The sequence below is a fragment of the Synechococcus sp. RS9909 genome, assembly GCF_014279595.1.
Taxonomy (GTDB): Bacteria; Cyanobacteriota; Cyanobacteriia; order PCC-6307; family Cyanobiaceae; genus Synechococcus_C.
Genome location: NZ_CP047943.1, coordinates 860790 through 883718 on the forward strand (window position 1 = coordinate 860790; position 22929 = coordinate 883718).

2 protein-coding genes (both running past the window's edge) are annotated in these 22929 nt (G+C 62.1%); both read right to left on the bottom strand.

Translation table 11 applies throughout. The features are described from left to right. Nucleotides 1–1063: the start of an S-layer family protein gene (locus SynRS9909_RS04325; protein ID WP_186593790.1), read on the bottom strand. The gene continues 17708 nt to the left of window position 1, outside the view; only the first 1063 of its 18771 coding nucleotides appear in the window; its start codon is at nt 1061–1063; the stop codon falls past the left edge of the window. Beyond that, nucleotides 960–22929, bottom strand: the 3' end of a protein-coding gene (locus SynRS9909_RS04330; RefSeq protein WP_186593791.1) for an autotransporter-associated beta strand repeat-containing protein. The gene runs 39335 nt beyond the window's last position; 21970 of the gene's 61305 nt are visible here — the last part of the coding sequence; its start codon lies beyond the right edge, outside the window; it ends in the stop codon at nt 960–962. The genes SynRS9909_RS04325 and SynRS9909_RS04330 overlap by 104 nt, the downstream gene beginning before the upstream one ends.

Below are 22929 nucleotides of genomic sequence, written 5' to 3' on the forward strand. Positions count from 1 at the left end.
GGGTGAGGGTGTTGGCGGCGTTGGCCTTGGAATCAAGGCTGCTGTTGAAGGCGATGGTGCCGGCGCCAGATCCGGAGTCGAGGAGGACATTGCCGGTGAGAGTGACGGCCTTCTGGAAGGTGATGTTGTCGTCAGTGGTGGTGATGTCAGCACCGAGGCGGATGGAGCCGGCACCGGATTGATCAAAGGCGCCATCGAGGGAGAAGGAAGCGCCGCTGTTGATGGTGAGCAGGCCGGAGTTGTTGATGGCGACAGCGCCGCCGTTTGTGGTGGTGACGGTGTCTTTGAAGGTGAAGGCACTACCGGTTAGATCAATGCCGTTGGCATTGCTACCACCGATTTGAGCGATGGTGTTGAGTGTGCCGCCAAAGGTGGTGGTGCCGCTGCCGGCTCGTTGCTCGATGGAGGCAGCGGAGAAGGCCTTGCCATCAGTGACGGTGACGTCAGTGGCAGAGGCGATGGTGAGTGCCCCGATGCGCGTGGTGCCGCCAACGGTGTTGGAGAAGGTGATGTCACCGGAGCCAGCGGTGAGGGTGAGGTCTTGAGCACCAGCGGTGGAGGCATCGAGGGTGTCCTTGAACCAGATGTCACCAGCACCCGAGCCAGTGGTGATGGTGCGAGCAGCGCCAGAGAGGGTGACGGGGCTGTGGAGGGTGATGGCACCGCCGGTAGAGGTGAGATCACCGCCGAGGTCGGTGGCACCGGTGATCGTGATGGCTTTGCCACTGCCGTCAGCGGTGATATCGGCGTTGAGATCAACAGCGTTGCTGTTGATGGTGATGGCCCCTGTGGAAGCGGTGAGGTTGCCATCGAGTTGGAAGGTGCCGCCTCCAGCGGTGGCCTGGGAGAAGGAGGCAGCGTCAAAGGTGCTGCTGAGGGTGACGTTGTTGGCGGCGTTGATGGTGACAGCGCCGAGGGTGCCGTTTTGTGCACCACCGACGATGCCGGAGAAGGTGATGTCACCGGCGTTTGAGGTGAGGTCGAGGGTGCGGTTGCCGTTGGCGTCGCTGTTGAGGGTGTCCTTGAACCAGATGGTTCCACCCGGTGTAGGTCTGATTGCCACTGATGCCGGTGGCGGTGCTGGTGGCGATCGAGCCACCGTTGAGGGCCGAGGTGCCGGAGACGGAGAGGCCACCGAGGGCATAGCTGTTGCCAACAGCACCATCAAACACCGCATTGCCGGTGATTCCGAGGGTGCGGAAGTTGGAGGTATTGCTGTTATTGCTGCTATCAAGCGTGCCCGCGAAGGTGATGCTCGAGAGCGTGCCGCTGTTGCTGGCCGTGAGAGTGGTGTCGCTGCCGAGAACGACAGCACCGGTGTAGGTCTGGGTGCCGGTGGTGGTTACGGCGTCAGTGCCGCCATTGATGTTGATGGTGGCGCCGCTGGCATCAATGCTGGCGACGTTGACATCACCGGTGAGGGTGAGGGTGCCGCTGCCAGCGGTGAGGGTGAGGCCTTGAGCGCCATTGATGGTGCTGTCAAAGGTGATGTCACCGCCTGTGGCACCGGTGTCAACGGTGGCGGCACCCGTGGTGAGGGCAACGGCGTTGGAGAAGGAGATGTCAGCACCGGCACCCTGGGAGCCGGAGTTAGCGCCAGCGCCACCCGCGGCGGTGATGGTGCTGTTGTCGAGGGTGATGGTGCCGGCGGTGGTGAGGGTGATGGAGCCTGCATCCCCGCCAGCGGCGGTGTTGTTTGCATCAGCAGCACCACCTGAGGTGGTGATGTTGGCGATGGAGAGTGTGGCTGTGCCGGTGGTGGTGATGGTGACGGCACCGCCGGTGGCGCCTGCGTTGGTGGTGCTATCACCCGCGACGCCCGTGGCCACCAGGTTGCCGGCCAGGTTGACATTGCCGTCGGAATTGATGTCGATGGCGCCGGATTGCGTGCCAGCGGTTGCGGCAGTGGTGGTGATGGAGTTGCCGGAGGCGAGATCGAGACCGCCGCTGCCGGCGTTGATGGTGACCAGACCGTTGTCGGTGCTGCCGTCGTTGCCAGCAGTGGTGGTGATGGAGGCGTTGAGATCAACGGTGGCCGAGCTGATGGTGATGGCACCGGTGTTGGTGTCGAGGTCACCGCCGAGGGAGAAGACGCCCGTGCCGGCTGTGCCGCTGGCTTGTGAGAAGGAAGCAGCGGAGAAGGTTTTGCCACCAGCGATGGTGACGTCGTCAGCTTGGTTGATGGTGACGTCGCCCAGACGGCCGTTTTGTGCGCCGCCAACGACCCCGGAGAAGGTGATGTCACCGCTGCCAGCGGTGAGGGTGAGGGTTTCGCTGCCAGCGGTGGTGGCATCGAGGGTGTCCGAGAAGGTGATGTCACCAGCGCCGGAGTCTGTGCTGAGGGCGACAGGACCGGTGAGGGTGGTTGCGGCGTTGAAGGTGACGTTGTCGTTTGTGGTGGTGATGTCAGCGGCGATGGAGCTTGAACCAGCGCCGTCTTGGAGGAAGGCGCCAGTGAGGTTCATGTCGCCGGTGGCGGTGAGGGTCAGAGCACCGCCGTTGGTGATCGTCACCAGACCAGCGCTCTCGTCTGAGGTGGTGACGAGACCGTTGAAGCGAACGGTGCCGGTTGAATCGAGATCCAGGCTGCCGAGGGTCAGCGAGACGGTGCTGGCGAAGTCGAAGTTGGTGCCATCGAGTTCGATGCCGTCGGCCGCGGTGGTGGAGAGAGCACCGGAGAAGGTGGAGGTGCCGGAGCCAGCGACCTGACGCAGCGAGGCGGCGTAGAAGACGTTGTCAGCGGTGAGGTTGTTGGCGCTGTTGATGGTGACGGCGCCGAGAGCGCCATCGGTGGCGGAGCCGACAGCACCATCGAAGGTGATGTCACCGGTGCCGGCGGTGAGGGTGAGGGTATGGGCCTCGTTGGCCTTGGAATCAAGGCTGCTGTTGAAGGCGATGGCCCCACCGGTGGCACCACCGCCATTGGTGGTGTCGATGACCAAGGCGGAGTTGATGACGGTGTTCCCGGCGAAGGTGATGGCACCACCGGATGAGGTGTAGGTGCTGTTGGTGTCAATGACACCTGTTGCGGTGTAGGTCTGGGCGTCTGTGGTGGTGACATCACGGAGGGTGATGTTGTCGCCACTGATGGTCAGCGAGGCGAGGGCATTGGTGAGACCGGCTGTGGCATTGGTGTTGAACACCACGTTGCCGGTGCCAGCGGTGAGTGTCAGAGCGCGTGCGGTGCTGTCGCTGTTGATGACATCGGAGAAGGTGATGTCACCGCCTGTCGTTGCGGGGTTTGCGGCAACGGTGCTGGAGCTGGTGAGGGTGACGCTCTGGGTGAGGGTGATGGCATCGGCAAAGGTGATGTTGGCGTCTGCCGTGGTGATGTTTGCGCCGAGGCTGATGGAGCCGCCACCGGATTGATCAAAGGCGCCAGCGAGGGAGAAGGCAGCGCCACTGTTAATGGTGAGGGTGCCGGAGTTGTCGATGGCGACAGCGCCGCCGTTTGTGGTGGTGACGGTGTCCTTGAAGGAGAAGTTGGTGCCGGTTAGATCAATGCCGTTGGCATTGGCGGGGCTACCGCCGATTTGAGCGTTGGTGTTGACGGTGCCGCCAAAGGTGGTGGTGCCGCTGCCGGCCAATTGCTGAATCGATGCAGCGGAGAAGGCTTTGGTGTCAGCAACGGTGACGTTGTTGGCGCTGTTGATGGTGAGTGCTCCGATGCGCGTGCTGCCGCCAACGGCACCGTCGAAGTCGATGTCACCGGAGCCAGCGGTGAGGGTCAGATCCTTATTGCCATCAACGCTGCTGTCAAAGGTGATGTCACCAGCGGTGTCACCGGTGGAGATGCTGGCGTCACCACCAGCAAGGTCAACGGCGTTGGAGAAGGAGATGTCAGCACCGGCACCCTGGGAGCCGGAGTTAGCGCCAGCGCCACCAGCGGCGGTGATGGTGGAGCTGTTGAGGGTGATGGTGCCGGCGGTGGTGAGGGTGATGGAGCCAGCAGCGCCGCCGTCGCCATTGCTGCCGTTGGCAGCATCACCACCCGAGGTGGTGATGTTGGCGATGGAAAGTGTGGCTGCGCCGGTGGTGTCGATGGTGACGGCACCGCCGGTGGCGCCTGCGTTGGTGGTGCTATCACCCGCGACGCCCGTGGCCACCAGGTTGCCGGCCAGGGCGACATTGCCGTCGGAATTGATGTCGATGGCACCGGAAGCTGCACCGGCGGCAGATGCCGTCGTGGTGATGGTTCCGCCATCAAGGGTCAGACCACCAGAGCCAGCGTTGATGGTGACCAGACCGTTGGTACCACCGGCGCTGGTGGTGAGGTCAGCGTTGAGATCAACTGTGTCCGAGCTGATCGTGATGGCACCGGTGTTGGTGTCGAGGTCGCCATCGAGGAGGAAGGTGCCGGTGCCGGCATTGCTGCCGTCGGCTTGCGAGAAGGAGGCGGCCGAGAAGGCCTGGCTGATGGTGACGCCCTTGGCCTGATTGATGGTCACCGCCCCTAGACGGGTGGCGCCAACGACATCGGAGAAGGTGATAGCGCCGGTGCCGGCGGTCAGGGTCAGGGTCTCGGTGCCAGCGGTGGAGGCATCGAGGGCGGAGGAGAAGGTGATGTCACCAGCCCCGCTGGTGCCGGTGGAGAGGGAGACGCCCTGGGTGAGTGTGACGGCGTCGGCAAAGGTGATGGCGCTATCGGCGGTGGTGATGCCAGCGCCGAGGCGGATGGAGCCGGTACCGGATTGATCAAAGGCGCCATCAAGGGAGAAGGCAGCGCCGCTGTTGATGGTGAGCAGGCCGGAGTTGACGATGGCAACAGCGCCGGAGCCGGTGGTGGTGACGGTGTCCTTGAAGGTGAAGTTGGTGCCGGTCAGGTCAATGCCGTTGGTGTTTGGCGTGGTGCCAGACGGATCGATTTGGCCGTTGGTGTTGACGGTGCCGCCAAAGGTGGTGGTGCCGGAGCCGGCCAATTGCTGAATCGATGCGGCATAGAAGGCTTTGTCGTCAGCAACGGTGACGTCAGTCGCAGAATCGATGGTGAGGGCACCGATGCGGCCAGCGTTGTTGGTGCCGGCGGTACCGACAGCGCCGGAGAAGGTGATGGAACCGCCGCCTGCACCATTGAGGGTGAGGGCATTGGATTCAGCATCAGCGCTGTTGAGGGTGCCGGAGAAGGTGACAGCGCCGGAGCCGCGGCTGATGGTGACGGCGTCATCGAGGCGTGTGTTGCCGCCAAAGCGCACAACACCGTTGCCGGAGGAGGCGTCGATGGTGAGTCCATCGAGGGCAATGGTTGTGGCGGTGAGGTTGAGGCCGCTGGCGGTGGAGGTGGTGATGTCGCCGCGGAAGGTGGTGAGAGTGCCGGCGTTTTGTGTGAAGGACGCCGCGGTGATGGATTGATCAGCGGTGAGGTCACCGGCGGAGTGAATGGTGACGGCGCCGAGAGCGCCATCGGTGGCGGAGCCGACAGCACCATCGAAGTCGATGTTGCCGGTGCCAGCGGTGAGGGTGAGGGTGTTGGCCTCGGTGGCCTCGGAATCAAGGGAACCGGAGAAGGTAACGGCACCACCGTTGGCGGCACTACCGCCATTGGTGGTGTCAATGGTCAGGGCGGAGTTAATGACGGTGTCACCGTCAAAGGTGATGGCACCACCGGATGAGGTGTAGGTGCTGTTGGTGTCGATGACACCTGATGCGGTGTAGGTCTGGTCGCCTGTGGTGGTGACATCACGGAGGGTGATGTTGTCGCCAGTGATGGTCAGCGAGGCGAGGGCGTTGGTGAGACCGGCTGTGGCATTGGTGTTGAACACCACGTCGCCAGTGCCGGCAGTGAGGGTCAGAGCGCGTGCGGTGCCATCGCTGTTGATGACATTGGAGAAGGAGATGTCACCAGCCCCGCTGGTGCCGGTGGAGAGGGTGACGCCCTGGGTGAGGGTGATGGCATCGGCAAAGGTGATGTTGGCGTCTGCCGTGGTGATGCCAGCACCGAGGCTGATGGAGCCGGCACCGGATTGATCAAAGGCGCCATCGAGGGAGAAGGAAGCGCCGCTGTTGATGGTGAGCAGGCCGGAGTTGTTGATGGCAACAGCGCCGGAGCCGATGGTGGTGACGGTGTCTTTGAAGGTGAAGGCCTTGCCGGTTAGATCAATGCCGTTGTCATTGGCGGGGCTACCGCCGATTTGAGCGTTGGTGTTGAGTGTGCCGCCAAAGGTGGTGGTGCCGCTGCCGGCGAGTTGGGCGATGGAGGCAGCGGAGAAGGCCTTGCCATCAGTGACGGTGACGTCAGTGGCAGAGGCGATGGTGAGCGCCCCGATGCGCGTGGTGCCGCCAACGGTGTTGGAGAAGGTGATGTCACCGGAGCCGGCAGTCAGCGTGAGGTTTTGAGCGCCATCGAGGGTGCCGGAGAAGGTGATGTCGCCAGCACTGTTGCTGCCAGTGGAGATGGAGCGAGCAGCGCCAGAGAGGGTGACGGGGCTGTGGAGGGTGATGGCACCGGCGTTGGAGGAGAGATCACCGCCGAGGTCGGTGCTGCCGGTGATGGCGATGGCTTTGCCACTGCCGTCAGCGGTGAGGTCAGCGTTGAGATCAACAGCGTTGCTGTTGATGGTGATGGCCCCTGTGGAAGCGGTGAGGTTGCCATCGAGTTGGAAGGTGCCGCCTCCAGCGGTGGCCTGGGAGAAGGAGGCAGCGTCAAAGGTGCTGCTGAGGGTGACGTTGTTGGCGGCGTTGATGGTGACAGCGCCGAGGGTGCCGTTTTGTGCACCACCGACGATGCCGGAGAAGGTGATGTCACCGGCGTTTGAGGTGAGGTCGAGGGTGCGGTTGCCGTTGGCGTCGCTGTTGAGGGTGCTGTCAAAGGTGATGGCCCCACCACCACTGGTGAGGGTGGTGTTGGCAGCGAGGGTGACGGCGCCGGTGTAGGTCTGCAGACCGGAGGTCTTGATGGAGCCACCGTTGAGGGCAGAGGTGCCAGAGACGGTCAGGCCGCCAAGGGCAAAGGTGTCACCAACAGCAGCGTCAAAGACGGCATCACCGATGATTCCGAGGGTGCGGAAGGTCGACGCCGGAGTTGCACCACCGCTGTTGCTGCTATCAAGCGTGCCCGCGAAGGTGATGCTCGAGAGCGTGCTGCCGTCCTTGGCAAGCAGGGTGGTGTCGGAACCGAGCACCACAGCACCGGTGTAGAGCTGGGTGCCGGTGGTGGTGACGGCGTCGGTGCTGCCATTGATGTTGATGGTGTCGGCAGAGGCATCAACGCTGCTGACATCCACATCACCGCTGAGGGTGAGGGTGCCGGTGCCGGCGGTGAGGGTGAGTGCCTCGGGGCCGCTGGCGCTGGCGATGGTGATGTCGGCGCCGGGGGAGTTGACGCTGTTGATCGTGGTGGCGGCGGCCAGCTCGAGGGTGCCGATGTTGATGGCGGCGCTGCTGGTGCCCACCGTGCCGGCGGTGATCAGCTTGGCGGGCGCGGTGGCGGTGAGGCCGCCGGTGAAGGCAATGGCATCGCCCACGGCATCACCGAGGGTGACGGTGCCGCTGTTGGTGAAGGTGGTGTTGCCGGCGATCGTGTTGTTGGCGCCGGTGATGCTGATGGCGTAAGCGCCGGTGCCCACGGTGAAGCCGCTGGTGAGGGTGAGGTCGCCCTGCACGGCGATCGTCTGGCCGCTGCCTGCCACGGCGTTGGCCAGGATCAGGTTGGCGGCATCGACGCTGCTGCTGAAGGTGGCGCCGCCGGCGCGAGTAAGGGTGAGGCTGCCGATGTCGGTGCCAATCGTGCCGGCGCTAAGGCTGCCGGTGCTGTTCACCACCAGGTTGGAGGCGTTGCTGCCGGTGGTGCCGCTCAGGGTGTCCACCGTGATGGCATTGCTGCCCAAGTTGGCGCTCGAAGTTGCAGCCGCATCACCGAGGGTGAGGCTGGCGTCGTCGGCCAGGGTCACGTCCGAGAGGGTGATGGCGCCGCTGCTAGTGGCGTCGCTGGGGCCGCCGATGCGGGTGATGCCGCTGATCGCAATGGCGGTGTCGCCATCGCCGAGGCTGATGGTGCTAGTGCCCGTGGCTTCCAGGGTGCCGCGCAGGTGCACGGCGCTGGGGGCCGTGGCGGTAACGCCGCCGCTGAACACCAACCGGTCGCTATCGCCATCGCCGAGGGTGAGCCCACCGGTGTTGGCGAAGCTCACCGCGTCGGTGAAGTTGGTGGTGGTGCCGAGCAGGCTGAGGTTGTAGCCACCAGCGTCGGTGGTGAGGCTGGTGGCGCTGAGATCGTCCTGGAAGCTCACCGCGCCGGTGGCATTGGCGGCCTGCAGGCTCAATGCGTTCACGCCGCTCACCGCGCCGCTCACCGTGGTGGTGCCGCTGCCGGAGATCAGATCGAGGCTGTTGTTAGCGCCTGTGATGGCAGCCAGGGAGAGGGCACCGCCACCGCTGCCTGTGGAGAGCGTGATCGTTTGGGGGTTGGTGCCGTCATCCAGAAGGGTCAGAGCACTGCCGATGGTGAGATCGTTGTTGGTGGTGCTGATGTCGGCACCAAGGCTCATCGAACCAGCGCCATCCTGCGTAAAGCCGCCTGCGGCGGTGATGGTGGCGTCGTCGGCCACCGTGAGCAGGCCGGCATTGGTGATCTCCACCGTGCTGCTGCTGGAGAAGGCCTGGTTGATCGTCACCGCGTGACCGGTGATGTCGACAGCGGCCAGTTTGGTGCCGCCCACCACACCGTCAAAGGTCACGCTGCCTTTGCCGGACGCGGTGCTCTGGGCGTTGATCGTCAACGCGCGGGCGGTGCTGTCGGAGTCAATCGTGCTGTCGAACTGGACGTTGCCAGTGGCGCTCGTAAGGGTCACGTCCGCGCCCAGCGTCACCGCGTCGTTAAAGGTCTGGTTGCCGGAGCTGGTGACCGAGGCGGCCAGGTTCAGGTCGTCCGCAACGGTGAGGCTGGTGATGGCGTTGCCGCTGCCGATGGCGCCGGCCAGGGTGATCACGCCGCTGCCGCCAGTGCTGTTGCCGATGGTGAGGGCTGAGGCGCCGCCGGCCGTGGCGGCGTCGATGCTGCCGCTGATGGTGAGGGCGCCGTCGGTCTGGATCAGGGTGTTGCCGGCGAGGCTGATCGCACCGCTCACATCGGAGGCGGTGCTGCTGGCGCTGCTGTTGTAGAGGGCGCCGGAGTTGCTGATGCCGCTGCCGCTGAGGGTGAGGGCGTTGGCCAGCGAGTAGCCCGCCAGATCGAGGGCGGCGCCGCTGGCGACGCTGGTGCTGCCGAGGCCAAGGGCACTGCTGGAGATGGCGCTGTTGGCGACAACGCTGGAGACGCCGAGCTGAAGCACACCGGCATCCACGCTGGTGGTGCCGCTGTAGGTGTTGGCGCCCGAGAGGGCGAGGGTGCCGCTGCCCTCTTTGATGAAGGCACCGTTGCCGCTGATCACGCCGCTGATCTGGCCGCTGCCCCGCTCATCAATGGTGAGCTGATGGCCGGCGTTGTTGATGGCGGCGGCGCTGAAGTTGGTGGCGATGAAGCGGGTGTCGGCGCTGAGGGTCATGCCCTCCCCGAAGCTGATCACGCCACTGGCGCTGATCGGCCCGCCGGCCACCAGCAGCGTGCCGGCGGAATCGGTGCTGATCGAGGCGGCGGTCACCGCGTTCTGGAACCAGGTCTGACCGCCGCTGTTCACCACCAGCGCTCCCAGGGCGCCACCGGTCGCCGTTCCGACGGCATCGGCGAAGGTCACCGCGCCAGTGCCGCTGTTGATGGTGAGCGCGTTGGCTTCCGTTGCAGCGGAATCGAGAGCCGCCTGGAACTCCACCGCCGCGTTGGTGGTGGCCAGGGTGATGCCGCTGCCGAGGGTGATGGCGCCTTTGTAGGTCTGGCTGCCGGCGGTGGTGATGTCGGCATCGAGCACGGCGGCGGCATCGATCTGCAGGCTGGCGATCGGTGCACTGCCGCCGACAGTGCCGGCGAGGGTGAGCAGGCCGGTGTTGGCGAAGGTGAGGGCGCTGCCGCTGGCGCCGTTGGCGGCGTTGATGCTGCCGTTGATCACCAGGGCGCCGTTGTTGCGCGCGGTGGTGTTGGCGCTCAATGCAATGGCACCGTTCACGGTGGCGGCGGATGCGCTGCTGTTGAACAGCGCACCGGAGTTGCTGAAGCCGGTCCCCGCCAGGGTGAGGGCGTTGGCGATGGTGTTGCCGTTGAGATCGAGGCCGGCGCCGCTGGCGACGCTCACGCGGCCAGTGCCGAAGGCGGCATTGTCGCCGGCCTGCAGCACGCCGGCTTCCACGGTGGTGCCGCCGCTGTAGGTGTTGGCGCCGCTGAGGGTGTAGCTGCCACTGCCCTGCTTCACCAGTGCGCCGCTGCCGCTGATCAGGCCGGCGAAGCTGCTGTTCGTGTTGTCGCGTCCGAAGCTGAGCACGCGGCCGCCGAGGTTCACCGTGCCGCCGGTGCTGCCGCCGCCGCTGAGGCGATCGATGGTGGCGTTGTGGTCGATCAGCTGCAGGGTGGCGCCTGCCGCATCGGCGATCACCACCCGGGCATTGGTGATGGCGCCGGTGCTGCCGGCCACCAGGGTGCCGGCGTTGATGGTGGTGGTGCCGGCGTGGGTGTTGCTGCCGGTGAGGGTGGTGGTGCCGCTGCCCTGCTGGATCAGGTGGCCGCTGCCGCTGATGTTTTGGAACAGGGTCACCGCGTTGCTGCGGTTGATCACCAACGTGCCGTTGTTGATGAAGTCGGCATCGCTACCAGAGGCGAGGCTGCCGGTCGTGCCACCGGCACCGAGCTGCAGGGTGCCGGTATCAATCGCGGTCTTGCCGGTGTAGGTGTTGGCGCCGGTGAGGGTAAGGGTGCCGCTGCCCACCTGCGTGAAGCCAAAGGCGCCGCCGCTTTCGCCGATCGCCGCCGAGATGGTGCCGTTCTGGCTGGCGCCGATGCGGCTGTTGGCCTCCAGGGTGATGGTGCCGGCGTAGGTGTCGGCGGTGGTGCTGGCGAACTCGAGCGCGCCCAGCTGGGTGCTGCCATCAAGGTTCCAGCCCAGGCTGTTGAGCGTGAGGGCGTTGCTGATCGAGGCGCCGCCCATGTTCAGTTGCAGGGTGCCGTTGTTCTGAACGGTGATGGTCGACGTGCCAAGAGACAGCGGATCTTCCTGAATCAACCGCGCCTGGTCGATGACCGTGGCGCCGGAGAAGCTGCCGGCGCTGGTGATCGTGTAGGAGCTTTCGCCGTCGTTGCCGGTGCCGCGCAGGCGCAGGGTGCCGCTGCCGTCGATCGGGTTGTTGATGCTGAGGGCAGTGTCGCTGCGGAACACATCCATTTCGGCGCCGTTGGCGATGGTCACGGTGCCGCCATCGCCGAGGGTGCCGGCCGCACTGCCCACGCCGATCTGCAGGCGGCTGCTGTTGTTCACCGCCCAGGCGCCGGTGTTGGTGTTGGCGCCGGTGAGGATCAGTTCACCGGCGTTGGTGGTGATCGCCGCGGCGCCACTGAAGGCGCCATCGATGCGCAGGCTGCCGGCGCCGGCCTTGGTGAAGGCTTCATCGCGGGTGCCGCCTGTGGATGTGAACTGCAGCGAGCCGTTGGCGTGGCTGATGTCGATGGTGGCGGTAGTGTTCGCGTCGTCGATCCTGAGGGTGCGCCCAGTGCTCTGGGCGCCGGAGCCGGTGTAGCGCAGGGTGCCCGTGCCGGAGAGTTCCACGAAGCCGGTGCTGCCGGAACCGGAGCCGAGGTTGCTGGCGGCGTTGTCTTTGATGTCGGCCACCTCGAGCACGCCGGCGCTGATGGTGGTGCCGCCGGTGTAGGTGTTGGCGCCGGTGAGTTTCAGGGTGCCGGCACCGGACTTGCTGAAGCCGTAGTTCGCTGAGTCCTCAGTGAGCGCAGCGCTAACGAGAAGCTCAGGATCAGCATTGTCACTCGCAACGTTGAATTCCGTTGCCGAATCACGGAAATGGACTCGACCCGTGATGCTGGCTGTAGCCGTGGGATTGGTGACGTTGAAGGTGACGCCGGAGATCTCCCAACGACGGCTGGCTGCTGCATTACTGGTGCCTCCGTTGACGCGCAACTCGCCACCATCGGAGAAGTTTACTGCGGTGTCCCAGATGTACATCCGGTCGGTGTTGTCATTCAGCGTGCCTGACGGTGTCAGCGCTTCAACCAGGCCGCCATTGATGTTCAACGTGGAGACTTTGTCGCCAGTCCAGCCCAGTGCCGAGTTGTTGCCTGTGAGTTGAACGGTTGCGCCCGAGTTGACGGTCAATGCGCCCTTGACAACGCCCTGGCCGTTATTAGCAACGTCGTTCAGGATCAACGTGCCGGCATCGACGGTTGTGCCGCCGCTGTAGCGCATGTCCCGCTCAAAACTCATCACGCCAGCGCCGGTCTTTCTGACCTCACCTCGATTGTTGAGGTAACCATCAATATACAAATCACTATTGGCATTAGTACCAGCAGGCACATCGAAAGTGACCGTTCCGGTATCTAGGTTGTAGTAAAGCTGACTGCCGCCACTTGTTGTTGGGGACAAGATCTGGTTCTGGGCACCACCAGTAGTCACATAGGTGGTGTTGCGATTCACAAAATTGCTCGATGTACTATTAATCGTGCCGCCACCGGCGCTATCAAACCTGAAGGTTGCGCCATTAAAGTCGATGCGGCTACCCGAAATCAACAGGGTCGACCCATTATTGATTTCATACTGGTTACCCGCCCCCGCAACGGTCGATGTGCCATGCTCCCCGACGGAGTTGACAGTGGTGCTATCGCCTGTTGACTTAAGCTCCAGCGTACCGGCATTGATGATGGTGTCGCCAGTCCAGGGATGGAAGCCTTCGATTGTTAGCCTACCGCTGCCAATCTTGGTCAGTTCGCCAGCGCCTTCAATTGTCTCGGTGATCGTAGCGTTGTAGCTCTGGGTATCGATCGTGCCGCCGCCAGACAGCAGGCTCACGACCAAGGTATTGCGATCAACAATCAAATTCAGGTTGTCGGCGCCAGCTTTTAAGGTCCCTCCATCTAGATTCAAGGCTGTGGTCTTAGAGGTCGTTGAGCCCGTCCCGGCAATGCTGCGTTTTGTTAGCAGAACACCACTGCTGTTTATGTTAATGACGCCTACGGTATCGGCATTGCCGTTTGAGACGACCTCTATATTGGTTGTATTTGTAGTTCCACCGCTGGCACCGACCTCAACTAGGCCACCACTATTAACATTCAGTGCCCCTTCACCTCTAGTATTTTGAGTCAGGTCACCGTATCTGCCACCGATCCGGACTTCACTGCCATCGCCAATCGTGAGAGTTCCGTGAACATTAACAATGCCATCGGCATTAATCCCCGTGAAGAAAGCGCTACCATCTGCAGTGGCAACTGATCCTTGCACATTCAACGTAGTGCCCGCAGCACCAGAAACATCCAATCGACGTAAACCCGATACAGAACCGCCAGAATCCACGGTTACCATGCCATCGTGCACATACAAATCACCGGCGTAGGTAGATGTGCCCGTGAGGGTTAACGTACCAGTGCCCTCTTTGATCAGGGTGAGCTTGCCGCCATTCTCGCCGCTGTCGGCGAGCGTGCCAGCGAAGGTGCTCGTTGCGTTGTTGACGCCAACGAACACATTGTCCACATCTGAACCCCAGCCGCTTTCGAGGGTGCCGGATCCGGTGAGTGCGTTGAAGCGTGCCGCACTGTTGACGTTGCGGAACGTGGCGCCACTGGCGATGTTCAGATCCGCGAGGTTGTTGGTGAACACCTCGTTTGAGCCCCAACCCGTGGTCATCGCACCGGCTTGAACATCCATCAGAGCGCCCGCGCTCAGGGAGAAGGTGCCCACACTGGAGGCGCTGGTGTTCCACTGCAGTTCGCCGGCGCCGGATTTACGCAGGGTGCCAGTTCCGGTGTAGGTGGTCGTGTCGGCTTGCTTGGTGCCGGTGGCGATCTCGTAGTTCAGCACCGCGCCGGAGTCAATCTGATAGCTGCTGGTGCGGTTGTTGCCAGTGAGGCGCAGTTCGCCACCGGTGACCGTCACACCGCCTGTGTGGGTGTTGTCATTAGTGAGCGACAGCTGGCCGTTGCCGGTCTTGGTGAAGTTGCCAGAACCTGAGACAACGCCGCTAATAGTTAGGGGATCAGTGGCACTGGCCAGAGAGATTGTTGAGCTGGTGTTGGCATCCAATGCCAGCAAGCCAGTCCAGGTGCTTGAGCCCACGGAAATCAAGGTGCCGCCCTGCATGGTCAGTGGCTCACCCTGGGTGTAGTTCACGCCCTGAAGCTCCAGTGTGGCTCCGCTCTTCACGAACGTGCCACTGGCCAGTGTTTTGCTGGTTGCGTCGCCGAGCGCACCATCAGCCGTCACAATCAACTTGCCAGCGTTAATCGTCACACCACCGGTGTGATCGTTGTTGGTCGACAGCGTGAGTGTGCCGGTGCCGGTTTTACCGAGCACGCCACTTCCGCTCATGGTGCCGGCGTAGGTCTCTGAATCACCGTCGGCAATGATGAAGCGCGTCAGCGCGTTGTTGGTGATGTCGCCCTGAATGGCTGCTGTGTCACCCTCGATGACACCGTCCGTAACCGTTGTGCCGCCGGTGTAGGTGTTGGTGCCGGTGAGCGTCAAGGTGCCCGATCCAACTTTTTCGAACGTGCCGTCACCTGAGAGCACGCCTGAGAAGGTGGTTGAGCCGTCGTTGGCGCCGGCGCTCAGTGTGAAGCCACTGCCCAGCACGATGTTGCCGGCACCGGCAATCGAGCCAACAGTGTCAGTTGCGTCAACGTTGTACGTTGTGCCGCTGGCAAGGTCGACAGCGGTCAGATCCGATAGCGCACCTGTGACTGACAAGGTGCCGCCATCAATGTCTGTGGCGCCCGTGTATTGGCTGGCACCAGAGAGCAACAGCGTGCCAGCGCCTGTTTTTGTGATGCCGGCTGGGCCTGCCAGTGATGTGTCGCTTGCACCAGTCGCACTGCCAATCACTGCCTGCACATCGAGCGTGGCATCGGTGTCCACATCAATCGTGATCGCGCTGCGCATGCGCAAGGAGCCAGGATCCGTGTCGCCTGTAATCGACCGAATCACCGAGGTACTGCTGCCCGTGACAATGATGTCGCCACTGACATCATTGCCGTCACCGTCGGCTTCTGTCCCACCCAGAATCCAGGTGCCGCCGTTCATATTGACGTCGAAGTAGTAGTAGTTGGAGTAATCCGAACCACCAAACGTGCCGCCGTTGATGTTGACCTCGGTCAGCTGCGCGGTGTTGCTGGCATTCGTCGTGCCCGTCGTGTTATGGGCTTTGAAGTCGACTGTGGCGCCCGTGTTGATGGTCAACACACCACCCACGGTGCCGGGGTCGGTACCGCTTGCATTGGCCAGCCATAGCGTGCCGCCATCCACCGTGGTGCCACCGCTGAAGGTGTTCATGTTGGATAGCGTCAACTGGCTGGTGTTGACCTTGTGCAGGGCGCCATCGCCTGAGATCACACCACCAAAGCTTGTGTCACTTGAGGTATCACCGATATTCAGCACCGTGTCGGCGCCCAGTTGAACATTGCCGCCCGTGGTGCCGCCACCGGCCAGTGAGCCAATGGTCAGCGCCATGTCTGACGCTGGTGATGCCGCCGGATTGGTGACAACGAGCTTGGTATCAGCGACGTTGCTCAAGCTCACGGCGCTGCGATTGCCCAGGCCGGTGGCATTGGTCACGGTCACTGTTCCGCCAGTGATGTCGGTGGCGCCGGTGTAAGTATTGGCTCCTGAGATTGTCAGCTCACCGGCGCTCGCATCAGCAGTCAGTGAGCCGCTACCGGAGATGGAGCCCGTTAGCGAGGCGGTGAAGTCTTGTACGTCGAGACTAAAGCTCGATGAGCCTACGGTCTTAAAGGTATGCACGCGATAGCCGTCAGATGAGGACTCTTCGCCGCCTTGTGCACGGTCAGTGTCACTCAAGTATCGAACCACGACGATGCCCGAGCCACCCTTACCGCCTGACTTTCGGAGGTCTCGGCTTGCGCCACCGCCGCCACCAGTGTTGTTAGCACCTGCCTGCCCACCAGCAATGAGGGCATCACCGCCCCCACCGAGGCCGCCAACACCCAGGAACAGCGGATCGTCGTTGGATCGGTGGCTTGAGCCGCCACCGCCCGCGCCGAAATAGCCTGAATCTCCAAGACCTATGGCATCGGCCCATGCAACGTATAAACCATTGCCGCCATATCCCGGATTTGCATCATTCGGGCCCTGTCCAGATGTTCCGGCACCATCACCGCCTGATTTTATCTCACCACCATCACTAGCTGTCCCGCCCGAACGCTGACTGTCTAGGCTCGCGCTGTTCCAGCCGTAGCCGCCACCACCACCTGCCGACGTAATGGTAAAGAATGACGAGCTATTGCCACGTAAACCATGCCGGTTCTGATCAGCTGAATCATTTACGTCGTACCCACCAGAACCGCCATCACCGACTGTGACGGAAGCCGATGAGCCCGTCAGAATCATACTGCCGGTCTGAACTTCTCCGCCACCACCGCCACCTGCGATATCCCGTCCGCCACCGCCTCCACCACCTCCGACAACGAGATAATCCACCGGCAGGCCAAGCATGACTTCAACGGCGCCGTTCAGAGTGATGGCGTTGCTGACTTCAACACTGGGGCCAAGCACCAACGTTGTGCTGGCATTTCCATCCGCGCCCATGGTGAGCGTGCCACCAAATCCGGATGAACCGGTGGTGCTCAAGGCCAGCGTGCCGTCTTTCACGTCGACGCCACCGCCAAAGCTGTTCGTGCCGGTGAGGTTCAGAAGGCCGGCGGCGTATTTGATCAGTTGACCGTGGCCGTCAATGTCTGCGGTGATTGAGAAGCCGTTGCTGCGGTTGGTGGCCAGCGTGGCCCCTGTGTCAATTGTGATGTTGCCGGTGCCGATGGTACCGGTGGTGCCACCGCTGCCGATTTGCAGCGTGCCTTGGCTAATCGACGTGGTGCCGCTGTAGGTGTTGTTGCCCGTGAGCGTGGTCTCGCCACTGCCAGCCTGCTCAAGCGTGCCTGAACCAGAGATCGACTTGGACACCGTGATGTCGTTGCTGGTGTCGAAGATCACCGCACCATCGTTGGCGATCGTGCCCGCGCCGCCGAGGCTGCCGTTGGCTCCGCCATTGCCCACGCGCAGGGTGCCGGCGCTGATGGTTGTGGCACCGGTGTAGCTGTTGCTCGTTGACGTCAGGATCGTTTCACCTGCGCCGGCCTGGGTGAGGCTACCCGTGCCGGTGATGGCGCCAGCCAGCGTTTGTGAGGCTGCGCTGTCGATAGTGAGCGCACCGCTATTGCTGATCGCACCGGCGTAGCTGCCGGTGGTGGCATCAACGTTGTCCAGGGTGCCTGTCACGGTCAGGCCACCGGCGCTGATGGTGATGTCGCCTTCGAAGGTGTTGGCGCCAGCCAGGGTCAATGTGCCTGTGCCGAGCTTGTTCAGTGCTGCTGTTGTGCTTGTTAATGCCGTGGCAAACGTGACGTCGCGACCGTTGGTATCGATGTTGTAAGTCTGGTCTGTGGTGGCAAAGCGGCCTGAGTAGTCGGTGTTGTTGTTGGCGCTGTACTGCAGCGTGCCGCCACCAAGGTCAATCGTGCCGGTGTTGCCAATCGCTGCAGCTGAACCCAGATTCAGGATGCCGGCCGTCAGGTTGGTGCCACCGGTATAGGTATTGGTACCGGTGAGCGTGAGTTTGCCGGTGTTCTGCTTGGTCAGCACGCCACCGGTGCCGGTGATGTCACCTGACAGCGTTTGGTCAGCGGTGGTGTTGATCACCAAAGTGCCGGTATTGGCGATGTTGCCAGCGTAGTTACCAGCACCCAATGTGCCGGTGACTTCCAGTGTGCCTGCCGTGATTGTGGTGTCGCCCGAATAGGTGTTGGTGGCCTGCAGCGTCAACACACCAGCACCATCTTTGGTGAGTGCGCCACTGCCTGTCACCGCACCAGCCACGGAACTCACACCCGTGTTGGTGATCGTGCCACCGGTGCTATCAAGCGCGAGCGTGTCCTTAAACGTCACTTCGTCACCGGTGACTGAGAGGTTGGCCAGCGTCTTACCGAAACCGACTGCCTTCTCGAAGTTCACATTGCCGGTCGAGGTAATGGTCAGCTCGGAGGCGGCCAGATTGGTTTCTTTGACATAGCCAGAGGTCGTGCTTGAAGAGCCCAAGTCATTCCAAAAACCAGCGGTGCCAATAAATTGGCCGCGTGTCTCACCACCACCACTCAACGACCCATTGGGCTCACCGGATCCAAAATTGGAATACCAACCCGGCTGGGTCTTGCCGTTGGCCTGCACAGTTCCTGTCGATGGGCTGCCCTGGATATAGAACACTGAGACAGCTTCTGGGCCATCGGACCATGTCCAGTTAGCAGATTTGTCGTCAGGGCGATACGCACCATGCCACGAAGCGGCATAGTTTGCTGCCAAGCCAGCAATCGAGTTTTCTAGGCGGCTGGTGATCGTCACCAGATATGAGTCGCCTACTGTGCTGCCGCCAGTCGTTGAGCCCTTGGCAGCCGTGCGTGCATCGCTCCATGTTTGCGTGCCTGACACAAACTCATACTGGTTCGCCGAATTCACCACGCCCTTGAAGTCAACGTTGCCCGCGCCTGTATCAATCGTCAGGCCAGCAGGCGTTGCCACCAAGGTCTCACCGTGGATGGTGAAGTCGCCACCGCCGGTGTTGATGCTCTGGGCACCTGAACGGGCAAAGTAGATGTCGCCGCCCGTCAAGTAGCCACCGGTGGCATGGGTGCTGCCAGTGCCAGTCTGGAATGAACCACCACCGGTGGTAATCGAGGAACCGAAGAACTGAATAATGCCGTTGCCGGTGTTGCCGGTGTCGGCATGCAACAAGACGCTCAGCGAGCCATCGGTGGCGTTAATCGATGAGTTGGTGCCCAAGGTGATGTGGCGCCCAGCCTTAACCGTCAACGTATCTGCGGTGGCAACATCATGCGTCACCGCAAAATCCATCACCACATCGTTGTCAGTGTGGAATTCGGTGTCGCGGTTGACCTTCATGCCTTGGGCATAGAGCTCAAGGTCAAAGAACGGCTTTGCGGATGTGCCGATGTCGCCGCCGATTGAAATGTCGCCGTTCAGTGCCTGAATGGTGAGGCTACGGGTACCATCGGTGTCGGGTGTGATGGCACCGGAAATCGCAACGTTGCCGTTGGTGGACTCCAGTGTCACGTTGTTGTTCACCGTCACCGGGCCATAGAAGCTCTGCAGGCCGTCGGTGGTCACATTGGCGTTGATGACGATCTCGGTCTGGTTGCTTGCCTTGCCAACCGTGAGGCTGCCGAGGGTTGTTGCAAACTTGCTCAGTGGCAGGGTTAAAGCTGAATCGAAGCTGTCAGCCGCTGATCGGATCACCAGATCGCCGGCGCCGCTGTAGCTGCTTGAACTCAGGGATGGCGCGTCATTCTCGATGATCAGGTCGCCGGCACTGATGGTGGTAGCACCCGTGTAGGAGTTGTCACCGGTGAGCGTGGTCGTACCTGCGCCTGTCTGCGCGAAACTGCCCGAGCCACTGATGTCACCCGACAGCAGTTGATTAGCGGTGGTGTTAATCGTTAACGTGCCGCTGTTGCTGATCGTGCCGGCGTAGCTGCCAGTGCCAGCACCATCGTCACCCAAGGTGCCCGTGACTGTTAGGCCACCGCCACTGATGGTGGTGGTGCCGGTGTAGGTGTTAGCGCCAGCCAGCGTCAAGGTGCCATTGCCAGCCTTTGTCAGATTGCCGTCACCGCTGATCGCGCCAGACAACGTCGTGGTGTCGTTGTTGCCACCGGTGGTCAACGTCATGCCTGAGGCGAACACCACATTGCCGGCCCCGTTCAATGAACCGATGGTGTCTGTCGAATCGACGTTGTAGGTTGTCCCGTTAGCCAAGTCCACTGCTGTCTGATCCGAAAGGCTGCCCGTGACCGTCAGCGTGCCGCCGTCAATGTCTGTATCGCCCTGGTATTGGTTCGCGCCGGAGAGCAACAGCGTGCCAGAGCCTGTTTTAGTGATGCCAGCAGTGCCAGCAAGTGATGTGCTGCCCGCTTCAGCGGCACTACCAATCGCTGCTTGCACGTCGAGCGTAGCCCCTGTGGCCACATCAATCGACATCGCGTTACGCATGCGCAGTGAGCCCGGCGTTAAATCGCTTGCGATCGAACGAATCACCGAGCTGGTGCTGCCCGTCACGTTGATGTCGCCATCGAACACATCATTGCCGTTACTACCTGCCGCATCACCACCTAGAATCCAGGTACCGTCGTTCATGTTGACGGTGAAGTAGTAGTAGTTGGAGTAATCCGACCCGCCGAACGTACCGCCGTTGATATTGACTTCAGTCAGCTGCGCTTTGTTGGTGACATCTCTTGTGCCGGTCGCATTGTGCGCCTTAAAGTCAACCGTGGCACCCGTATTGATGGTCAAGACACCACCCACGGTACCGGCGTTGGTACTGCTTGCATTGGCCAACCACAGCGTGCCGCCGTCGACCGTGGTGCCACCGGCAAACGAGTTCATGTTGGTGAGGGTCAGCTCGCTGGTGTTGACCTTTTGCAGGGCGCCGTCACCTGAGATCTCGCCACCGAAGCTGGTGTCGCTTGTTGCATCACCAACATTCAATAGCGTATCTGCACCGAGTTCGATGTTGCCACCGGTGGTGCCACCACCAGCCAACGAGCCAACGGTCAGAGCCATGTCCGTTGACGGTGATGCCACCGGATTGGTGATGACTAGTTCGGCACCAGACACATTGCTTAGGCTCACGGCTGAACGATCGCCTAAGGCAGTGGCATTCTTGGCGACTAAGGTGCCAGCCTGAATCGAGGTGGTGCCGGTGTAGGTGTTGGCGCCTGACAGTGTTTGGGTGCCCGTGCCTAGCTTCGCAAAGTTAGCGTCACCTGAAAGCACACCCGAGAAATCAGCCGTGCTGTTGTTGGCACCGACAGTCAGCGTTACGCCAGATGCCATTTCAATGTCACCAGCACCGGCAATCGAACCAATCGTGTCAGTGGCCCCGACCTCGTAGGTGGTGCCGCTGTTGACAATCACATTCACGTTGGCGAGCGTGCCGCTCACAATCAAGCGACCAGTGGTGATGCTCGTATCACCGGTAAAGCTGTTGGCACCGGCCAGCGTCAGCTCACCGGCACCTGTTTTGGTGAAGGTGCCGCTGCCACTGATCACACCAGCGATATTGCCGGCATTGGTATTAGCCGCCGTGCCGGTTTCATTAACGGTCAGATTATTCGACCCCATGCCGATGGCTTGGGCATCCATGCCCTTGGCATTCAGGGTTGTGTCGGCACCGAGTGTGACGGTGTTGGCGTAGGTCTGGCTGCTCGTGGTTGAAACCACCATCGGATTGCTGCCATCGCCGTTCAAAGCCGTCGTGCCAGACACATCCAAAGCACCAAGGATGGTGGTCTCGCCCACCACGTCGTTCAACACCGCGTTACCGACTACATACAAGCTGTCGTTGTCGGTGGTTGAGCCCGTCTGACTGCTATCAACGGTGTCGTTAAACGTCACCGTGGTGCCGACGATGTAGGTGCGTCCACTCAGTGTCACCGGAGCGGTGTAGGTCACCGTGCTATCGCTGGCGTAGTCGTTGCCCGTCAAGGTAATGGCATCAGCGGTGATCGTTTGGGCGCCGGTGGTAAAGATGTTGTTCAGCGATGCAGCTGAGGCGCTGTTGATGGTGAGGCTTGCCAGTTCACCACTGCTGCCGTTTGAAGTACCAGCGATGCCGGTCAAGGTCACCGTACCCGTGCCAGCAGTCAGATTCAGCGCCGAGTTGCCATTGATTGTGCTGTCAAACGTGATGGCGCCATTGGCGCTGTTCACGGCCACGGCGCTGCTCAGGGTCACCGCATTGCGGAAGCGGGCATCAGCTCCAGCGGTGTCGACATCACCCGCCAGGGTGATGCTGTTGGCGGCGATGTCCACGCCATCCGCAATCAGACCGTTAACGGATACATCCTTGGCGTTGTTGATCGTCACCGCGCCCAGCGGCGTGCTGTCACCCACCAGGCCTGTGAAGGTCACATCGCCAGCCGTGCCGGCGCTGATGGTGAGGGTGCTTGGGTCGCCGACGCCATCACCATCCACCGTGGCGGTGAAGGTCACGTCGGCGCCGGTGGTGGTGTTGCCGCCATCGGTGGTGTCGACCACGGTGGCGTCGTTGAACACCGTGGGGCCATCGAAGCGCACCGATGCTCCGTCGGTGACGTAGCTGCTGTTGGTGGTGATTGTTCCGGTGGCGCTGTAGTCCTGCTGGCCGGTGGTGTAGACGTTGCGCAGGGTGATGTTCTTGCCGCTGATCTCCAGCCCGCCGGCCTTGGCGGCGCTGGTGCCCACATCAGCGCCGGCGGCGAAGATCACATCGCCTGTGCCGGCCGCCAGGGTGAGCACGCCGCTGCCGCTCACGGCTTTGTCGAAGCTGATGGTGCCGGCGCCGGTGCCGGTGCTGATGGTGATGTCGGCAGCGACGATCACAGGGCCGCTGAATTCCAGGGCGCTGCCGTCGGAGTCGATGTCGCCCGCCAGGCTCACACCACCTGCGCCGTTGACGGTGATGCCGCTATCGGCCGCGATGCTGGCACCGGAATCGAGGGTGTAAGTGCCGGCGTTGGTGATTTCGATTGAACCCCCGGCCGTGCTGGCGGCACCCTGCAGCTTCAGTTCCTGGCCAGTGAAGTCGAAGTTGCCGATCAGGGCGAAGTTGTCGGTGAAGGTCGTGAGGCCAGTGTTAGGTGCATCCAGTTGCGTGAAGGATGCTGCGTTCACCGTGCCGTCAAAGGTCACCTGATCAGCAACTGTGATGCTGATGGCGCCGATGTCGTCGTTGTTCGTGCCGATCGCACCGATGAAGCTGATGTCACCCGCGGACCCGGCATTCACCGTGAGGTTGTAGGCGTTCGCACCATCGCCGATGCTTCCGCCGAAGCGGATCGTGTTGCCTGCCGCTGAG